Raw genomic sequence first — 17,511 nt, forward strand, 5'->3', positions numbered from 1 at the left:
GGAGGAACCTTGAAGAAATCACTGCGCACCATCAAGCGCGGCACCGGCCTGTCCGCGGCCATGCTCGGCGCATCTGCCCTCGTTCTCGCCGGCTGCGGCGCACCTCCGGCCGAACCCGAGGGCACCGCAGGCGCCGAAGGAGCCGATTACCTCGGCTGCATCGTTTCCGACTCCGGGGGCTTCGACGACCGTTCCTTCAACCAGTCCAGTTACGAAGGCCTGAAGATGGCCGAAGAGGAGCTGGGCATCAAGATCCAGCAGGCGGAGTCCCAGGCGGAAACCGACTTTGTGCCGAACGTGGACGAGATGGTGCAGTCCGGCTGCAACATGGTCCTGACCGTCGGCTTCCTGCTCGGGGATGTGACCAAGGAAGCGGCCGCGGATAATCCCGAAACCAACTTCGCGATTGTCGACTACTCGGATCCCGAGTTCACCGACAACGTCAAGCCGATTGTCTACGACACGGCCCAGGCCGCCTTCATGGCCGGCTACCTGGCCGCCGGTGTCACCGAGACCGGCAAGGTCGCCACGTACGGCGGCATCCAGATTCCTACCGTCACCATTTTCATGGACGGCTTTGCCGACGGCGTGAAGTACTACAACGAGCAGAAGGGCGAGGACGTCCAGCTGCTCGGCTGGAACAAGGAGCGGCAGAACGGCACCTTCGTCGGCAACTTCGAAGACCAGGGCAAGGGCAAGACCAATACCCAGAACTTCATCAACGAGGGCGCGGACATCATCATGCCCGTCGCCGGCCCGGTGGGCCTGGGCACCCTGGACGCCGTGATCGAAGCCAACGAAGCAGGCAAGGAAGCCAAGGTTGTCTGGGTCGACTCGGACGGCTACGAAAGCGCCGGCAAGGGCGAAGAGTTCATCCTCACCTCGGTCATGAAGGGCATGGCTGCCTCGGTCGAGGACGTCATCCGGACCGATCTCGAGGGCAACTTCGACAGCACCCCGTACGTCGGCACACTGGAAAACGAGGGTGTCTCGCTGGCACCGTTCCACGATCAGGAAGCCAACGTGCCGGACGAGCTGAAGCAGGAGCTGGAGACCATCAAGGACTCCATCATCTCCGGCGAAATCACCGTTGAATCCGAGGCAAGCCCCAAGTAGCAGCTGAGCCGGCCGGACCGCCGCCTCCGTGCGTTCACCCGCACGGGGCGGCGGTTCGTTCTGTTATCGGTGCGATCGGTTTAGGCTGTAGACAGTTCGCCCGTTGCACTAAAACGTTCCGCTGACACCTACAAAGAACAGGTTGGTTGGGGTTTTGAAGCTCGAGCTAAAGGGAATTACCAAGAAATTCGGTTCCTTCGTTGCCAACGACCACATAGACCTCGTGGTCGAACCGGGACAGGTACACAGCCTGCTTGGCGAGAACGGCGCAGGGAAGTCCACGCTGATGAACGTCCTCTACGGTTTGTACGAACCGACCGAGGGACAGATCCTGATCGACGGCAATCCGGTTAATTTCAATGGCCCCGGCGATGCCATGGCAGCGGGCATCGGCATGGTGCACCAGCACTTCATGCTGGTACCGGTGTTCACCGTGGCGGAGAATATCGCCCTGGGCAACGAAGCGACCAAAGCGGGCGGGATCCTCAACCTGGACGAAACCCGGACCAAAATCCGGCAGATTTCCGAGCAGTACGGCTTCCAAGTCGACCCGGACGCGGTGGTGGAGGACCTGCCGGTCGGCGTCCAGCAGCGGGCGGAGATCATCAAGGCACTGGTCCGCGACGCCGAGGTGCTGATCCTCGATGAGCCCACGGCCGTCCTGACGCCGAAGGAAACCGACGAACTGCTGGCGATCATCGCCCAGTTGAAGTCGGATGGTAAATCGATTGTCTTCATTTCCCACAAGCTCCGGGAGGTCAAGGCCGTTTCCGACCTGATCACGGTCATCCGCCGCGGCAAGGTGGTCGGCGATGCGGATCCCAACGCCTCCACCACGGACCTGGCCTCCATGATGGTGGGCCGCTCGGTGAGCCTGTCCCTTGACAAGGCGCCCGCCCAGCCCGGCGAAGCGACCTTCATGATTGACGGCCTGACCGTGACGTCGCCGACTGGCCAGCGGGTGGTGGACAACATCTCCCTGCAGATCGCCCAGGGCGAGATCCTGGCGGTCGCCGGTGTCCAGGGCAACGGCCAGACCGAACTCACCGAGGCCATCCTCGGCCTGCAGGAGCATGTATCCGGTTCCATTCGGCTTGAGGGCAAGGAGCTGGTGGGCCGCGGCACCAAGGAGATCATCAACTCCGGCGTCGGCTTTGTGCCGGAGGACCGCAGCGTGGAGGGACTGGTCGGCCCCTTTTCGGTAGCCGAGAACATGATCCTGAACCGCTATGACCAGGCACCGTTCGCCAAGGGGCTGGCCATGAAGCCGGCGTTGGTGGCACAGAACGCCGCCGAGCGGATCGCCGAGTTCGACGTCCGTACGCAATCGGCCACTGCCGCCGCGGGCACACTCTCCGGCGGCAACCAGCAGAAGGTGGTCATGGCGCGCGAACTGTCCCGGCCGCTCAAACTCTTCATTGCCTCGCAGCCGACCCGCGGCGTCGACGTCGGTTCTATCGAATTCCTGCACAAGCGGATCGTCGCCGAACGAGACCAGGGCACACCGGTGATGATCGTGTCCACGGAACTGGACGAAGTCCTGGAGCTGGCGGACCGCATTGCCGTGCTATACCAGGGACGGCTGATGGGCATAGTTCCCGGCAATACCTCGCGCGACGCCCTCGGCCTGATGATGGCGGGGATGGGCGCGGAAGAAGCGCAAGGCACCGATCCGGCACGCACTGATCCTGAAAGCGGGGACAAATGAGCGAGGACGAGCATAAGCACGCCCGGAAGAAAACCGACGAGCACGCCTCCGAGGTACGCCTTGAGGCCATGGTCGACACGGAGGACGGCCGGATTGCTCCGCCACCGGTCCCGGCCACTGCGCAAAGCGGAAACCTGCACCCGGAAGCCAGCTCGCAGACAGTAGTCCAGCGGATCATGAGCGGCGACGCCCTGGTGGCCGTGCTCGCCGTCGTACTTTCGCTGATTGCCGGCGGAATCCTGATCGCGCTGACGGATGAGGATGTTGCGCAGACGGCCACCTACTTCTTCGCGCGGCCGCAGGACATGCTGCTCGCTGCGTGGTCGGCCGCGTCCGAGGCCTACCTTGCGCTCTTCCAAGGATCGGTTTTCAACTTCGAGGGCGAGACGTTCACACGGATGATCTCCCCGCTGATGCAGACCCTGACCGTGGCGACGCCGCTGATCTGCGCCGGACTGGGCGTGGCGCTGGCCTTCCGCGCCGGCCTGTTCAACATCGGTGCCCAGGGCCAGATCATCATCGGTGCCACGCTCGCGGCCTGGGTCGGCTTCAGCCTGCACCTTCCGGTGGGCATCCACCTGCTGCTGGTGATCGTGGCCGGCATCATCGGCGGAGCGATCTGGGGCGGCCTGGTGGGCCTGCTCAAGGCGAAGACCGGTGCGCACGAGGTCATCCTGACCATCATGCTCAACTACGTGGCGATCTACCTGGTCACCTATTTCCTGACCACGCCCGCCTTCCAGCGCCCGGGATCCTCCAATCCGATCAGCCCCCAGCTCGATGAAACGGCCATGTATCCGCCGCTGTTCGGCGACGCCTTCCGGCTGCACTGGGGCTTCATCGTGGCACTGCTGGCCACGGTGTTCGTCTGGTGGCTGCTCAAGCGGTCGATCATCGGCTTCGAACTGCGCGCGGTGGGGGCGAACCCCGTGGCCGCGCGCACCGCAGGCATCAGCGTGACCAAGGGTTACGTCGTCGTCATGCTGATTGCCGGGGCGCTGGCCGGTCTCGCCGGCGTGGCCCAGGTGGCCGGCACCGAACAGGTGCTGTCCTCCGGCGTGGCGGCCAGCTTCGGCTTCGATGCCATCACCGTGGCGCTGCTGGGACGCTCGACGCCGTGGGGAACGTTCTTCGCCGGGCTGCTGTTCGGCGCGTTCCGGGCCGGCGGCGTGACCATGCAGATCAGCACCGGGACCAGCATCGACATTGTGCTGGTGGTCCAGTCCCTGATCGTGCTCTTCATCGCGGCCCCGCCGCTGGTCAGGGCGCTGTTCCACCTGCCCGAGCCCGGCAAGACCAAGGGGCCCAGGAGCCCCAGGGGAACCAAATCCCGCAAGCCCGCCACGACCGGAGGTTCAGCATGAGCACGGCAGTCTCAACCGCGCCCGAGCAGAGCACCGCCCGCGCCGGCGCGGTGCGGAGCTGGAAGACCCCCATCACGCTGGCCGTGCTGGCCGTCTTCGCGCTGCTGGTCTTCGCCATCGGGGCGCCCGGCAATGAGGTGACCTTCCGGCTGTCCGACCCGGGGGATGCCATCGTGCTCCCACCGATTGTCGTCTTCGCCCCGGTGATGGGTTGGATCGGCGCGGTCATCATGCTGGCCGCAGCCGCGCTGGCCTTCGTGCAGGTGCGTGCCGGACGGCCTGTCCCGGGCTGGCTGATCGCCGTGTTCGCCGTCGTCTTTGTGGCGGCTTTCCTGAGCTGGATTGTCGGCAGCGCGCGCACGCCCAACGTGGCACTCTATGGGCTGCTGGCCGGATCCGTGACGCTGGCGGTGCCGTTGATCTTCGGTTCGCTCTCGGGCGTGCTGTGCGAACGCTCCGGCGTGATCAACATTGCCATCGAGGGACAGCTGCTCTTCGGCGCGTTCTCCGCGGCGGTTGCGGGATCCCTGTCCGGCAGTGCGTTCGTCGGCCTGCTCGCCGCCGCCGTCGGTGGTGTCCTGGTCTCGCTGGTGCTGGCGGTGTTCAGCATCAAGTACCTGGTCAACCAGGTCATTGTCGGCGTGGTGCTCAACGTGCTGGTGTCCGGCCTGACCGGCTTCCTGTTCTCCACCGTGCTCAGCGCCGATGCCGAAACCTGGAACTCCCCGCCGCGCCTGCCGGTGATTTCCATCCCGTTCCTCTCCGACATTCCGATCATCGGACCCATCCTGTTCGAGCAGGCCATTGTGGGCTACCTGATGTATGTCGCCGTCGCGGTGATCTACATAGGCCTGTTCCACACCAAGTGGGGCCTGCGGACCCGGGCAGTCGGCGAGCACCCGAAAGCGGCGGACACCCTCGGCGTCAAGGTCAACCGGATGCGCTTCATGAACGTGTCCCTGGCCGGTGTGGTGGCCGGACTCGGCGGCGCGTTCTTCACCCTGGTGTCCGTCTCCAGCTTCGGCCGCGACATGACGGCCGGCCAGGGCTACATTGCCCTCGCCGCGTTGATCTTCGGCCGCTGGAACCCGATCGGCGCCTTCTTCGCGGCCCTGCTGTTCGGTTTCGCCACCAACCTGCAGTACGTGCTCAGCTTCCTGGGCACCCCGGTGCCCAACCAGTTCCTCGCGATGCTGCCGTACATCGTGACCATCTTCGCGGTCGCCGGCCTGGTCGGCAGGTCCCGGGCGCCTGCGGCCAACGGCGTGCCGTACATCAAGGGCTGACATGACTGAGACAGCGAATCCAAACAACGACGGCGGGACGTCACCTAAGGATGGCGGGGCACCTCAGGTTGACCGGGCCAAGTCGGGCCGCGCCAAGGCGGAGGCTGCCGCGGTGCACCAGGCCGAGGTGGACTGGACCGGCCTGCAGGACGCGGCGCGCGCAGCCTCCGCGCACGCCTATGTGCCCTACTCGAAGTATCCGGTGGGCGCGGCCGCCCTGACCGAGGACGGCCGGATCGTCTCCGGCGCGAACGTGGAAAACGCCTCCTACGGCCTGACGCTGTGCGCGGAATGTTCGCTGGTCAGCGCGCTGCACATGTCCGGCGGCGGGCGGCTGGTGGCCTTCAGCTGCGTCGACGGGGCCGGCAATATCTTGATGCCGTGCGGACGCTGCCGCCAACTGCTGCACGAATTCCGGGCGCCGGGCATGCAGCTGATGACCGTTTCCGGCATCAAGTCCATGGAAGAGGTCCTGCCGGACGCCTTCGGACCCGAAAACCTGGGCTGAGTCCCGGCACGCTGACAGAAGGAGAGCCACGTGAGTGAGAAGTTCGACGCCGTCGACATCATCCGGATCAAACGCGACAAGGGGACGTTGAGTCCGGAGCAGATCAGCTGGACCATCGATGCCTACACCCGCGGCGCCATCGCTGACGAGCAGATGTCCGCCCTGAACATGGCCATCCTCCTGAACTGCATGAGCCGCGAGGAAATCTCCCAATGGACGACGGCGATGATCGCCTCGGGCGAGAGGATGGACTTCTCCTCGCTCGGCAAGGCGACCAGCGACAAGCACTCCACCGGCGGCGTGGGGGACAAGATCACCCTCCCGCTGGCCCCGCTGGTCGCGGTCTTCGGTGTCGCCGTGCCGCAGCTGTCCGGCCGCGGGCTCGGGCACACGGGCGGAACCCTGGACAAGCTGGAGTCGGTCCCCGGCTGGCGCGCGGACCTGTCCAACGACCAAATGATGGCCCAGCTGGCCGATGTCGGTGCGGTGATCTGCGCCGCGGGCGCCGGCCTGGCCCCGGCGGACAAGAAGCTCTACGCCCTGCGTGATGTCACCGGCACGGTGGAGGCCATCCCGCTGATCGCCTCCTCCATCATGAGCAAGAAGATCGCCGAGGGCACCGGTTCACTGGTACTGGACGTCAAGGTCGGCTCCGGGGCGTTCATGAAGGACGAGGACATGGCCCGCGAGCTGGCCGAAACCATGGTGGGCCTGGGCAAGGACGCCGGCGTGAACACGGTGGCCTTGCTCACCAATATGCGGACGCCGCTGGGACTGACCGCAGGCAACGCCATCGAGGTGGAGGAATCCGTGGAGGTGCTGGCCGGCGGCGGCCCCCAGGACGTGGTGGAACTGACAATCCGGCTGGCCGAAGAAATGCTGCAGGCTGCCGGTGTGCCGGACGCGGATCCGGCCGCCGCGCTCAAGGACGGGCGGGCGATGGACGTCTGGAACCGCATGATCAAGGCGCAGGGCGGCGATCCGCGGGCCGCGTTGCCGACCGCCAAGGAATCTGAAGTGGTCTATGCCGCAGCGGACGGCGTCCTGCTGGAACTGGATGCCCTCGCCGTCGGCGTCGCCGCCTGGCGACTGGGTGCCGGCCGCGCCCGCAAGGAAGACCCGGTCCAGGCCGGTGCCGGGGTGCGGATGCATGCGAAACCGGGCGCGCTGGTCCGGGCGGGCGAGCCGCTCATGACCCTGCTGACGGACACGCCGGAAAAATTCGACCGGGCGAAAGAGGCCCTGGCGGACGCCGTCGTTATTGGTCCCGAAGGTGACCGGCCCGCCCAGCAACTGGTCATCGACCGCATCGCCTGACCGCCCACGCCCAGCGACCTACCCCAGCGCGCAGAAACTGGGGTAGGGATAACTACATCGGATGGACAAACCTCTTCCACAGCTGTCAAACCGCGTGGATAATTGTTGCCATACCGGCGCCCGGGGGGAGTGGCCGGAGCCGCGGCTGTCTCACCCCGAGGGATGAGGCAGCCGCGGTGATCGCAGCGCAGAAGCTGCCGTCATGGGATCAAGGGATGATGCGTGCAGGGCGGTGGGCACGTACCGTTATCTCAGGGGGTTGATCAGGGCAACACCCCATAGCGGCACTTATTGCAACGTGACATCGTTGGAATAACCAACCGGCGAACAGGATCATTCACGTGCAGGCTTTTATGGACGCTCTTAACGTCTTCATCATCGATGCGGCCGCCCAATGGTGGGTGTATCCGCTGCTTTTCGCGCTCTGCCTCATTGACGGAATTTTCCCACCGGTGCCGAGCGAATCAGTGGTAGTTGCATTGTCCGCGCTGGCCGTTTCGGCAGGCGTGCCGAACATCTGGCTGGTCATGGTGATCGCGGCAGCTGGCGCCATCGCAGGGGACAACATCGCGTATCTGATCGGCCGGCGCATCGGCTCGAACCGCTTCAGATGGATGCAGCGCCCGCGTGTCGCCTCGGCCTTCGCCTGGGCACGGAAGGAACTCGACCGGCGCGGCGCCCTGCTGATCCTCAGCGCCCGCTACATCCCCATCGGCCGCGTTGCGGTCAACATGACCGCCGGCGCCACCGGCTTCCACCAGCGCAGGTTCGTCTTCTTCAGCATCATCGCCGGCATCTCCTGGTCGCTGTATTCCGTGGGCATCGGCGCCCTCGCCGGCCAGTGGTTCCACGACCACAGCCTGCTGGCTGCCGGCCTGGCCATTGTCATCGCCCTGGCCATGGGTCTGGTGGTGGACCACGGACTGAAACTGCTCTACAAGCGCAAGGCACGCAAGAGCCTTGCGGCGGAGGACGCAGCCTCCAAGGGCGCGCACTCGCGGACCGGCACCCCGGTCTCGCACTGAACCTCCCGTTTTCCACCACCCCTACACAACAGTTCCTGACGCGTGCATCGGTTCGATTGCCAACGTAAGGTGGTGCCTGTGACTGAGCCTAATTACTCTGCTGACCCTGCCGCCGACGTCGACATCGATATCCGCAGCCTCCCCAAGGTTTCGCTGCACGACCACCTCGACGGCGGTCTCCGCCCGGGGACCATCATCGAACTGGCCGCCGAAGTAGGCCATCAATTGCCGTCAACCGATCCGGTCGCGCTGGGCGAGTGGTTCCGCGAATCCGCGGACTCCGGCTCGCTGGTTCGCTACCTGGAAACGTTCGACCACACCGTAGCCGTGATGCAGACCAAGGAGGGCCTGCACCGGGTCGCAAAGGAGTTCGTCGAGGATCTGGCGGACGACGGCGTGGTGTACGGCGAGGTGCGCTGGGCGCCGGAGCAGCACCTGACCAAGGGGCTGACGCTGGATGAGGCAGTCGAAGCAGTCCAGGCCGGGCTTGAAGCTGGCGTGGACGCGGTTGAGGCCAGCGGCCGTCCCATCCAGGTCGGTCAGCTGATTACGGCCATGCGCCACGCGGACCGCGGCCAGGAGATCGCCGAGCTTGCCATCCGGCACCGGGACAAGGGCGCCGTCGGCTTCGACATTGCCGGCGCCGAGGACGGCTTCCCGCCCTACCGGTTCAAGGACGCGTTCACCTACCTGGCCGAAAACCAGTTCCCGGTCACCATCCACGCCGGCGAGGCCGCGGGGCTGGACAGCATTGTCGACGCCCTGGTCAGCGGCCGAGCCCTGCGCCTGGGCCACGGCGTGCGTATCGCCGAGGACATCCAGGTGGACTTCACCCCGAATGAAGAGAACGACGCCGATCTGGGCCTCGTCACGCTGGGCCGCGTTGCCGCCTGGGTCCGGGACCGGGGGATCGCGCTGGAATGCAGCCCGTCCTCGAACCTCCAGACCGGTGCCACCGCGCCCTTCGGCGAGGGCATCGAAAACCACCCGTTCGACCTGCTCTACCAGACCGGCTTCAAGGTGACCATCAACGCTGACAACCGTCTGATGAGCGGCGTTACGCTCACCGACGAGTATGAACTGCTGGTCGAAACCTTCGACTACGACCTCGATGACCTGCTCGAAATCACCCTCAATGCAGCGGAAGCAGCCTTCCTGCCGCTGGAAGAGCGCGAAGCGCTGGTCGAATACATAGCCGAGGGGTTCAGGGCCTACCAGGGCTGAACCTGCCATGGCTGAAAGCACGACGGCGGTCGGCCGGCTTGTGCAGGTTGTGGCGCAGTTGCGCGAGCATTGCTTGTGGACAGCTGCGCTCACCCACGAGTCCTTGGTCGAGTACCTGATCGAGGAATCCCACGAGCTGGCCGAGGTCATCGAGGCCGGACCGGGCGCAAGCGCCGAACTCAAGGGCGAGCTGGCCGACGTCCTCTTCCAGGTGCTGCTGCATGCCCGGATCCAGGAGGAGGCCGGCAACTTCAACTTCGAGGATGTGGCCGAATACCTGAGTGCAAAGCTGGTCCGCCGGAACCGGCATGTGTTCAAGCCCGATGGTTCGCTGCAGGAGTCCTTCCCCGAGAGCATCGAGGAAATTGTCGCCAGCTACGATGCGGTCAAACAAGGTGAGCGGCCCGAACGGGACAGCCCGTTCGACGGCATCCCGCCGACATTGCCCGCACTCACCTTGGCGGCGAAGTCGATCGGCCGGGCCAGGCGTGCCGGCGTCCCGGTGGACCAACAGCCGGGAAGCTCCGAGGCAGGAAGCCGGCCACCGGCCTCGGAAACCGAACTCGGGGACCTGCTGCTCGCCGTCGTTAGCCAGGCCTCGGCCGCAGGCCTGGACGCGGAGCAGGCGCTGCGGGGCGCGGTACGCCGGTTTCAACGCGGCGTAACGGGCGCATAAGCACGCCCCGTTCTCCATTACGCTTAGACCGACAGTGCTGTCCGGCGGCCTGTTGTAAAGAGTTTCATCTTTCGTTCCAATGAACAGGAGCAATCAATGGCGCTTATTGATGCCATCCACGCGCGTGAAATCCTTGATTCCCGCGGCAATCCCACGGTTGAGGTTGAGGTCTTGCTCTCGGACGGCTCCATGGGCCGCGCTGCTGTCCCGTCCGGGGCATCCACCGGTGCTTTCGAAGCGGCCGAGCGCCGTGACGGCGAGAAGAACCGCTACCTGGGCAAGGGCGTCAGCCAGGCCGTCAACGCGGTGCTCGACACCATCCAGCCCGCACTGGTGGGCCGCGACGCGACCGACCAGCGCCTGATCGACCAGACCATGATCGACCTGGACGGCACCTCCAACAAGTCCAACCTGGGCGCCAACGCCATCCTGGGTGTTTCGCTGGCCGTGGCCAATGCTGCTGCCGAGTCGGCCAACCTGCCGCTGTACAAGTACCTGGGCGGCCCGAACGCGCACGTGCTTCCCGTTCCGCTGATGAACATCCTCAACGGCGGCTCCCACGCGGACTCCGACGTCGACATCCAGGAATTCATGGTGGTGCCCCTGGGTGCTGCCACCTTCTCCGAAGGCCTGCGCTGGGGCGTCGAGGTCTACCACAGCCTCAAGACCGTGCTGAAGGACAAGGGCCTGTCCACCGGACTGGGCGATGAGGGCGGTTTCGCCCCCAACCTGCCGAGCAACCGCGCGGCGCTGGACCTGATCACCGAGGCGATCAACAAGGCCGGCTACACCCCGGGCAAGGAAATCGCGCTGGCCCTGGACGTCGCCTCCTCCGAGTTCTACTCCGACGGCGCCTACCAGTTCGAGGGCAAGTCCCTGACCGCGGCCGAGATGAGCGAGTACTACAAGCAGCTCGTCGCCGACTACCCGCTGGTCTCCATCGAGGACCCGCTGGACGAGGACGACTGGGAAGGCTGGGCCACCCTGACCGCCGAAATCGGTGACAAGGTGCAGCTGGTGGGCGATGACCTCTTCGTCACCAACCCCGAGCGCCTGCAGCAGGGCATCGACGCCAACACCGCGAACTCGCTGCTGGTCAAGGTCAACCAGATCGGTTCCCTCACGGAGACCCTGGAAGCCGTCTCGCTGGCACAGCGCAATGGCTACACCACGATCACCTCGCACCGCTCCGGCGAGACCGAGGATACTTCCATTGCGGATATCTCGGTGGCCACCAACGCGGGCCAGATCAAGACCGGCGCCCCGGCCCGGTCCGAGCGTGTGGCCAAGTACAACCAGCTGCTGCGCATCGAAGAAGAGCTCGACGACGCCGCGCGCTATGCAGGTGCCGGCGCTTTCCCGCGTTTCAAAGCCTGATCCGAAGCCCCTGAATCTGTATCGTCTTAAGCGGGGACTGATAACCTCAATTCCTGCCGACGACCAATGATCTAGGAGCTCCATGGCCACCCGACGCCCCAGAGTGCCACGTGCCGGCCGCCCGGCCGGCGGCAACGGGCCTGTGCAAACAGGTTCCGGTTCAGGGGCGCCGGGTGGTTCCATGTCCGGGAACACCGGCCGGACCAGCAGCGGTGCAGCGGGGCATGAAGGCGCCTCGTCCGAGGCAAAGGTTATCCGCGCGGACTTCGGCGGCTCCGAGGCCAAATCCGAAGGATCGAAAACCGAAGGAACCAAAAAGAAGCCCTCGCCGTCGGAAGCCCGGGCAGCCGAACGCCGCGAGCTCTCCGGCGCCATCCGGCAACCCATTATCAGCAGGACGACGCCGCAGGACCGGCCGGAAGATGGCGGCGACGGCACTGGAAGCACCCCGGTCCCGGCCAGGGGTTTTTCCGGACGCATGCTGGCCCTCGCCGTCGTACTCGTGACGATCACCATTCTGCTGGCGCCGTCCGTGCGGATCTTCATCGAGCAGCGTTCCGAAATCGCCGCTTTGGAACGCGAGATTGCGGCCGAGCAGAAGACCCAGAGCAAGCTGGAGCGGGAGCTGGCCCGCTGGGAGGACCCGGAGTACATCAAACAACAGGCCCGGGATCGCATATTCTATGTAATGCCGGGTGAGACACGTTATCTGGTGACCGGGACCGAGGGGCTGAGCGAATCCGAGGAGCATGCGTCCGTAGCGGCACCGTCCAACCTGCCGTGGGTGGATGCGCTGTGGGACTCGGTGAAGCGGGCAGCTACCGACGTTCCGGCGGAAGAGGACGAGGAAAAGTCTTCGGACAAGCCGGACAGCTCCGAAAAACCGGATGATTCGGCCGAAAACCCAGCTGAATAGCTCGTCTTTCCGACGGTTTGGGAAACCGGCCGGCCGAAGCGGCGCCAGTACCTTTGCCCGCCCCAACCCAGCCGCTTATCCAAGCCAAACCGCACGCACCAGCATGTCCGCACAGCCAGGAAGGACCGCGCCATGGAAGACCCGCGCACACCCACCCCCCAGGATCTGGAGACCCTCAGCCGGCAGCTCGGCCGGCCGGTTCGGGACGTGGTGGAAATAGGGGCGCGCTGCGTCTGCGGCAACCCCCTGGTGGCAACGACGGCGCCGCGGCTGGGCAACGGCATTCCGTTCCCCACGACTTTCTACCTGACCCATCCGATCATCACCTCGGCCGTGTCCCGGCTCGAGGCCGCCGGTGTCATGACCGAAATGACTGAACGGCTCGAACGCGATCCGGAACTGGCTGCCGCCTACCGTGAGGCGCACGAGGACTACCTGCGCGTCCGCGATGAAATCGGCGCCCGCACCGGCGTCGGGCCTGTCCCCGAGATTGCCGGTGTCTCCGCCGGCGGGATGCCCACGCGGGTCAAGTGCCTGCACGTGCTGGTGGGACATTCGCTGGCCGTCGGCCCGGGCGTGAACCCGCTGGGTGATGAGGCGTTGGACGGGATTGCAGAATGGTGGACCAAGGACCGCTGTTATTGCGACGGCGCCTGGGACGTTGCGGGGCCTGCCCCCGCGAAGGACCTGAGCCGCCACACCAAGACCCAAGGCCTGAGCCCGGAAGAGCTCGAGGCCAAGAAGGCCGAACGCCGTCGTGCTGCCGAAGAGGAACCGGCGGGCGAACATGGCGCGCCGGCACACGGCGCGCCGGAACAGGAAGAGGGAGCCCGATGAGCCGCGTAGGTGCCATTGACTGCGGTACGAACTCCATCCGCCTGCTGATTGCCGATATCGACGGCGACGGCGTGCTGACCGACGTGGTGCGGCTGATGAAGGTAGTCCGGCTTGGCCAGGGCGTCGACGCCACCGGCATGCTCGCCGAGGAAGCCCTGACCCGTACTTTCGCCGCCGCGGAGGAATACGCGGGCCTGCTGCAGGAGCACGGCGCCGAACGCCTGCGCTTCGTCGCCACCTCCGCCACCCGCGACGCCGGCAACCGCCAGGTCTTTGTCGACGGGATCAGGGAGCGCCTCGGCGTGGAACCGGAAGTCGTGTCCGGTGCCGAGGAAGCAGAACTGTCCTTCACCGGCGCGGCAAGCGTGCTGGCCACGGCACCGGGGGAGAAGGTGCTGGTGGTCGACCTGGGCGGCGGCAGCACCGAGTTCGTCCTCGGCACGTCCGAGGGGGTCCAGGCCGCCCTGAGCACGGACATGGGCTGCGTGCGCTTTACCGAACGGCACCTGAAATCGGATCCGCCGACCGCCGTCGAAATCGCCGCCGCGGAAACGGACATCAACGCCTACATCGACGCCGTGCTGGGGGACGTACCGCTCGCTGACACGGACCGGCTGGTCGGCGTGGCCGGGTCCATCACCACCGTGACGGCCCATGCCCTCGGGCTGACCGAATACCAGCCCAACGCCATTCATGGTGCGGAGCTGGATACGGCCAAGACCGCCGCCGCCTGCACGTCGCTGCTGTCCATGTCCCGTGCTGAACGCGCCGCTCTGCCCTACATGCATCCGGGCCGGGTGGACGTGATTGGCGCCGGGGCCCTGATCTGGCGCACCATTAACAATCGCGTTAATGAACTGACCGCCGGCGGAGTCAACGGGGCCACCGCCAGCGAGCACGACATCCTCGACGGCATCGCCATGAGCGCCGCCCGCGGGTAAGCACGAAGTAACCGAGAAGGGCCGCCGGTCCGATCAACGGTAGGATAGTCCGCCATGCCCCCGTACAGGGGACTGGCAGGACACCGGGGAATCCAGGAAAGAGGACACGTATGCACAGCAGGGCCGGAAAACCGGGCCGTCGGGCCACGGTCCGAGCCGCCGCACTCTCTGTGGTCTCCGTGCTGGCCTTGGTAGGCGGCACAGTCTTCGCCCCGGCGGCGATAGCCGATGCCACCCGGGACAAGCAGTACTGGCTGGACTCCTACGGTATCCGCGAAGCGTGGAAGACCTCGCAGGGCGAAGGCGTCAAGGTTGCCGTCATCGACAGCGGCGTCGACGCCAGCCACCCGGATCTCAAGGGCGCCGTCGTCGGTGGTACGGATGTTTCCGGCTCCGGTACGCCCAACGGGCAGCGCGGCATCGGCCAGACCCCTGAACACGGCACCCTCGTTGCCACCTTGCTGGCCGGCCGCGGCCACGCCCCCGAAAAGAAGGAGGCGGACAAGGGCGCCGCCGACAAGGACAAAGACCAGAAGGACGACGACGAGAAGGCGCCTGAGCCCAACGACAAGGGCATCGGCGCCGGTACCGACGGTGTTATCGGGGTGGCGCCCAAGGCCGACCTGCTGACCGTCTCCACCTGGCTCGGGTCGCCGAATCCGGCCGGCGTCAGCATCGAAGAACAGATCCCCGCCGCGGTGAAGTGGGCCGTGGACAACGGTGCCAAGGTCATCAACATGTCGCTGACCAGCTCCAGCACGTCCTGGCCCGAAAGCTGGGACGAAGCGTTCCTCTATGCCGAGCAGAACGACGTCGTTATTGTGGCCGCTGCGGGCAACCGCGCCGGTGGAACAGAGCAGTCCGGTGCGCCCGCCACCATTCCCGGCGTGCTGACGGTCGCCGGGCTGAACCGCGAAGGCGAAGCCAGCGAAGGCGCTTCCGCCCAGAGCATCGTGATTGGCGTGGCGGCCCCGGCTGAGGACCTGGTGGGCGGCCTGCCAGACGGCCTCTACGCGGACTGGTCCGGTACCTCCGGCGCCACTCCGTTGGTCTCCGGCGTTGCGGCCCTCATCCGTGCCGAGTACCCGGAGATGAGCGCGGCCCAGGTTGTCAACCGCATCATCTCCACGGCCAAAGACGCAGGCGTGCCTGGTCATGACCCGATCTACGGTTTCGGGATTCTCGACGCCGAAGCGGCCCTGACCGCTGACGTGGCGGTTGTCGGCGCGAATCCGGTGGGCTCGATCGCCCAGTGGATCACCGTGCACCGCAGGGGACAGGTGGCCCCGCCTGAAACCAAAGCCCCCGCCAACCGCGTGGAGGAAGAACCGGCCGTACCCGAGCCCACCACTCCGGTGGCAGAGGAGCCGCGGCTTGAAGGGGACGTGCTTCCCGCGGTGATCGTGATCGGGTTCAGCCTCGTTTTTATCCTGGTCATCGGCCTAGGCGTCCAGCAGACGCTGCGCGCCCGTCAGGTGGCAGCCGCTGAACAGGGTGCCGACGACGGTGAAGACACGGGTTTCCTGCCGCCGATCCGCGAGCCGCTGCTCAAGGAATCGGGCAAGATTGTGGACCAAGGAACCGGCAAAGGCAGCGGTCCACAGAACCGCTGACCACACGAGGACCTGACTGCGTTTCAGCGCCCGCCTTACGCGGTTCCGCGCCTGCGCCCGCTACTTAGTGAAAACTTTCACAAAAGGGTTTACACTATTGCGTATGGCATACACTCCTGCTCTCTCAGACCGTCCTCGCGTCCTCGTAGTCGGCGGTGGCTACGTCGGACTTTATGTGGCCCTTAAGCTCCAAAAGAAGGTTAAGGCCCATGGCGGCATCGTGACCCTGGTGGATCCGCTGCCCTACATGACTTACCAGCCGTTCCTGCCGGAGGTGGCTGCCGGCTCCATCGAATCCCGCCATGCCGTGGTTTCCCACCGCATGCACCTGAAGCAGACCGAAGTCATCACTGGCCGAGTGGCCTCGATCGACCACGCCAACAAGACCGCCGTGGTTGAATCCGAAGACGGCGAAGTCAGCTTCGAGGTTCCGTACCGCGACGTGGTGATTGCCGCCGGCGCGGTGACCCGCACCTTCCCCATCCCGGGCCTCGCCGAAGAGGGCATCGGGCTGAAGACCATTGAAGAAGCGCTGGAACTGCGCAACACCGTGCTGGAACGGATCGAAGCCGGCTCCATCATGCCGGACGGCCCGGAGAAGAAGCGCGCCCTGACCTTCGTCTGCGTTGGCGGCGGATTCGCTGGCATCGAAGCCATGACCGAGATCGAGGACATGGCGCGCCACGCTGCAGAGCACAACCCGCGCCTGAAGCGCTCCGACCTGCGCTTCGTGCTGGTAGAGGCCATGGGCCGAATCATGCCCGAGGTCACCGAGCACCAGGCCGAGTGGGTCGTCGAGCACATGCGCTCCCGCGGCATCGAGGTCCTGCTCAACACGTCCCTGGCCTCCGCCGTGGACGGCAAGCTGGATCTCATCAACATGCCGGACAAGACCCCGGCGCAGTCTTTCGAAACGGACACCCTGCTGTGGACGGCAGGCGTTCAGGCGAACCCCGTCGTGCGCAACTTCGGCTTCGAGCTGGATGAGCGCGGCCGGGTCAAGGCCAATGCGGAACTTCGGATCATCGACGCGGACGGCAAGCCGGTTGAAGGCGCCTGGACTGCCGGCGACGTCGCGGCCGTGCCGGACCTCACCGGCGGCGGAGTCGGCGGCTTCTGCGTGCCGAACGCCCAGCACGCCGTGCGCCAGGCCAAGCACCTGGCAAAGAACATCTACGCCGAGCGCTGGGGCGTGGGTGAGGTGACCGAGTACAAGCACAAGAACCTCGGCGCCGTTGCCGGCTTCGGCATCAATAAGGGTGTCGCCAAGGTCATGGGCATCAAGCTAAAGGGCCCGCTGGCCTGGCTGGCCCACCGTGGTTACCACGGCTTCGCCATGCCGACCGTCGAGCGCAAGATCCGCGTTATCGCCGACTGGCTGCTGAACGCTGTCCTGGGCCGCGACACCACCGAGATCAGCGATTTGGAAACTCCGTACCGCGCCTTCCGCACGGCGGCAACCCCGGCGCCCAAGCCGAAGCCAGCCGAAAAGAAGGCGGAAGACAAGGCTGACGAGCAGGCGCCTGCAGACTCGCGCTAATAATGCGCCCAGCCTCCGCCGCTAATGATCCGAGATCCGGATCCAGCGACGGCGGCAGCAGGA

At 65.7% G+C, this 17,511-nt stretch carries 15 protein-coding genes; all 15 read left to right on the forward strand.

Annotated elements, in window-relative coordinates; genetic code table 11:
* Window positions 1-9 precede the first annotated feature (9 nt).
* Entirely contained in the window at window positions 10-1,116 is a 1,107-nt protein-coding gene (locus AC20117_RS13675; protein ID WP_418202219.1) for a BMP family lipoprotein, read from the forward strand.
* Between the two features lie 154 nt (window positions 1,117-1,270).
* Window positions 1,271-2,824: an ABC transporter ATP-binding protein gene (locus AC20117_RS13680; RefSeq protein ID WP_074699255.1), complete on the forward strand. Its 1,554-nt coding sequence runs from the start codon at window positions 1,271-1,273 to the stop codon at window positions 2,822-2,824.
* Window positions 2,821-4,188: an ABC transporter permease gene (locus tag AC20117_RS13685; protein ID WP_083339549.1), complete on the forward strand. Its 1,368-nt coding sequence runs from the start codon at window positions 2,821-2,823 to the stop codon at window positions 4,186-4,188. Before AC20117_RS13680 ends, AC20117_RS13685 begins: the two co-directional genes overlap by 4 nt.
* Window positions 4,185-5,474 carry an ABC transporter permease gene (locus AC20117_RS13690; RefSeq protein WP_074699254.1) on the forward strand — a complete coding sequence of 430 codons (1,290 nt, stop codon included), beginning with the start codon at window positions 4,185-4,187 and terminating at the stop codon, window positions 5,472-5,474. The genes AC20117_RS13685 and AC20117_RS13690 overlap by 4 nt, the downstream gene beginning before the upstream one ends.
* A gap of 112 nt (window positions 5,475-5,586) precedes the next feature.
* A complete protein-coding gene (locus tag AC20117_RS13695; RefSeq protein ID WP_074702898.1) occupies window positions 5,587-5,982 on the forward strand; it encodes a cytidine deaminase in 396 nt (131 codons plus the stop codon).
* 30 nt (window positions 5,983-6,012) lie between these two features.
* Entirely contained in the window at window positions 6,013-7,299 is a 1,287-nt protein-coding gene (locus AC20117_RS13700) for a thymidine phosphorylase (RefSeq protein WP_074699253.1), read from the forward strand.
* Window positions 7,300-7,652: 353 nt separating this feature from the next.
* A complete protein-coding gene (locus tag AC20117_RS13705) occupies window positions 7,653-8,324 on the forward strand; it encodes a DedA family protein (RefSeq protein ID WP_074699252.1) in 672 nt (223 codons plus the stop codon).
* A 78-nt stretch (window positions 8,325-8,402) separates the two neighbouring features.
* Window positions 8,403-9,548, forward strand: coding sequence for an adenosine deaminase (locus tag AC20117_RS13710; RefSeq protein WP_074699251.1), 1,146 nt, complete (start codon window positions 8,403-8,405; stop codon window positions 9,546-9,548).
* A 7-nt stretch (window positions 9,549-9,555) separates the two neighbouring features.
* Window positions 9,556-10,224 (forward strand): MazG nucleotide pyrophosphohydrolase domain-containing protein, encoded by a 669-nt coding sequence (locus AC20117_RS13715; RefSeq protein WP_101632599.1) that lies wholly within the window; start codon window positions 9,556-9,558, stop codon window positions 10,222-10,224.
* Window positions 10,225-10,320: 96 nt separating this feature from the next.
* Window positions 10,321-11,601: a phosphopyruvate hydratase gene (eno, locus tag AC20117_RS13720; RefSeq protein WP_074699250.1), complete on the forward strand. Its 1,281-nt coding sequence runs from the start codon at window positions 10,321-10,323 to the stop codon at window positions 11,599-11,601.
* Window positions 11,602-11,782: 181 nt separating this feature from the next.
* Complete coding sequence (locus AC20117_RS13725; protein WP_074699249.1) at window positions 11,783-12,517, forward strand: FtsB family cell division protein; 735 nt, start codon at window positions 11,783-11,785, stop codon at window positions 12,515-12,517.
* Window positions 12,518-12,649: 132 nt separating this feature from the next.
* Window positions 12,650-13,354 carry a DUF501 domain-containing protein gene (locus AC20117_RS13730; protein WP_074699248.1) on the forward strand — a complete coding sequence of 235 codons (705 nt, stop codon included), beginning with the start codon at window positions 12,650-12,652 and terminating at the stop codon, window positions 13,352-13,354.
* Window positions 13,351-14,295: a Ppx/GppA phosphatase family protein gene (locus AC20117_RS13735; RefSeq protein WP_074699247.1), complete on the forward strand. Its 945-nt coding sequence runs from the start codon at window positions 13,351-13,353 to the stop codon at window positions 14,293-14,295. The genes AC20117_RS13730 and AC20117_RS13735 overlap by 4 nt, the downstream gene beginning before the upstream one ends.
* A 110-nt stretch (window positions 14,296-14,405) precedes the next feature.
* Window positions 14,406-15,908, forward strand: coding sequence for a S8 family serine peptidase (locus AC20117_RS13740; RefSeq protein WP_083339545.1), 1,503 nt, complete (start codon window positions 14,406-14,408; stop codon window positions 15,906-15,908).
* Window positions 15,909-16,011: 103 nt separating this feature from the next.
* On the forward strand, window positions 16,012-17,448 hold the full coding sequence (locus AC20117_RS13745) for an NAD(P)/FAD-dependent oxidoreductase (protein ID WP_074699246.1): 1,437 nt from the start codon (window positions 16,012-16,014) through the stop codon (window positions 17,446-17,448).
* Window positions 17,449-17,511 lie beyond the last annotated feature (63 nt).

The organism is Arthrobacter crystallopoietes (genome assembly GCF_002849715.1).
Classification (GTDB): Bacteria; Actinomycetota; Actinomycetes; order Actinomycetales; family Micrococcaceae; genus Crystallibacter; species Crystallibacter crystallopoietes.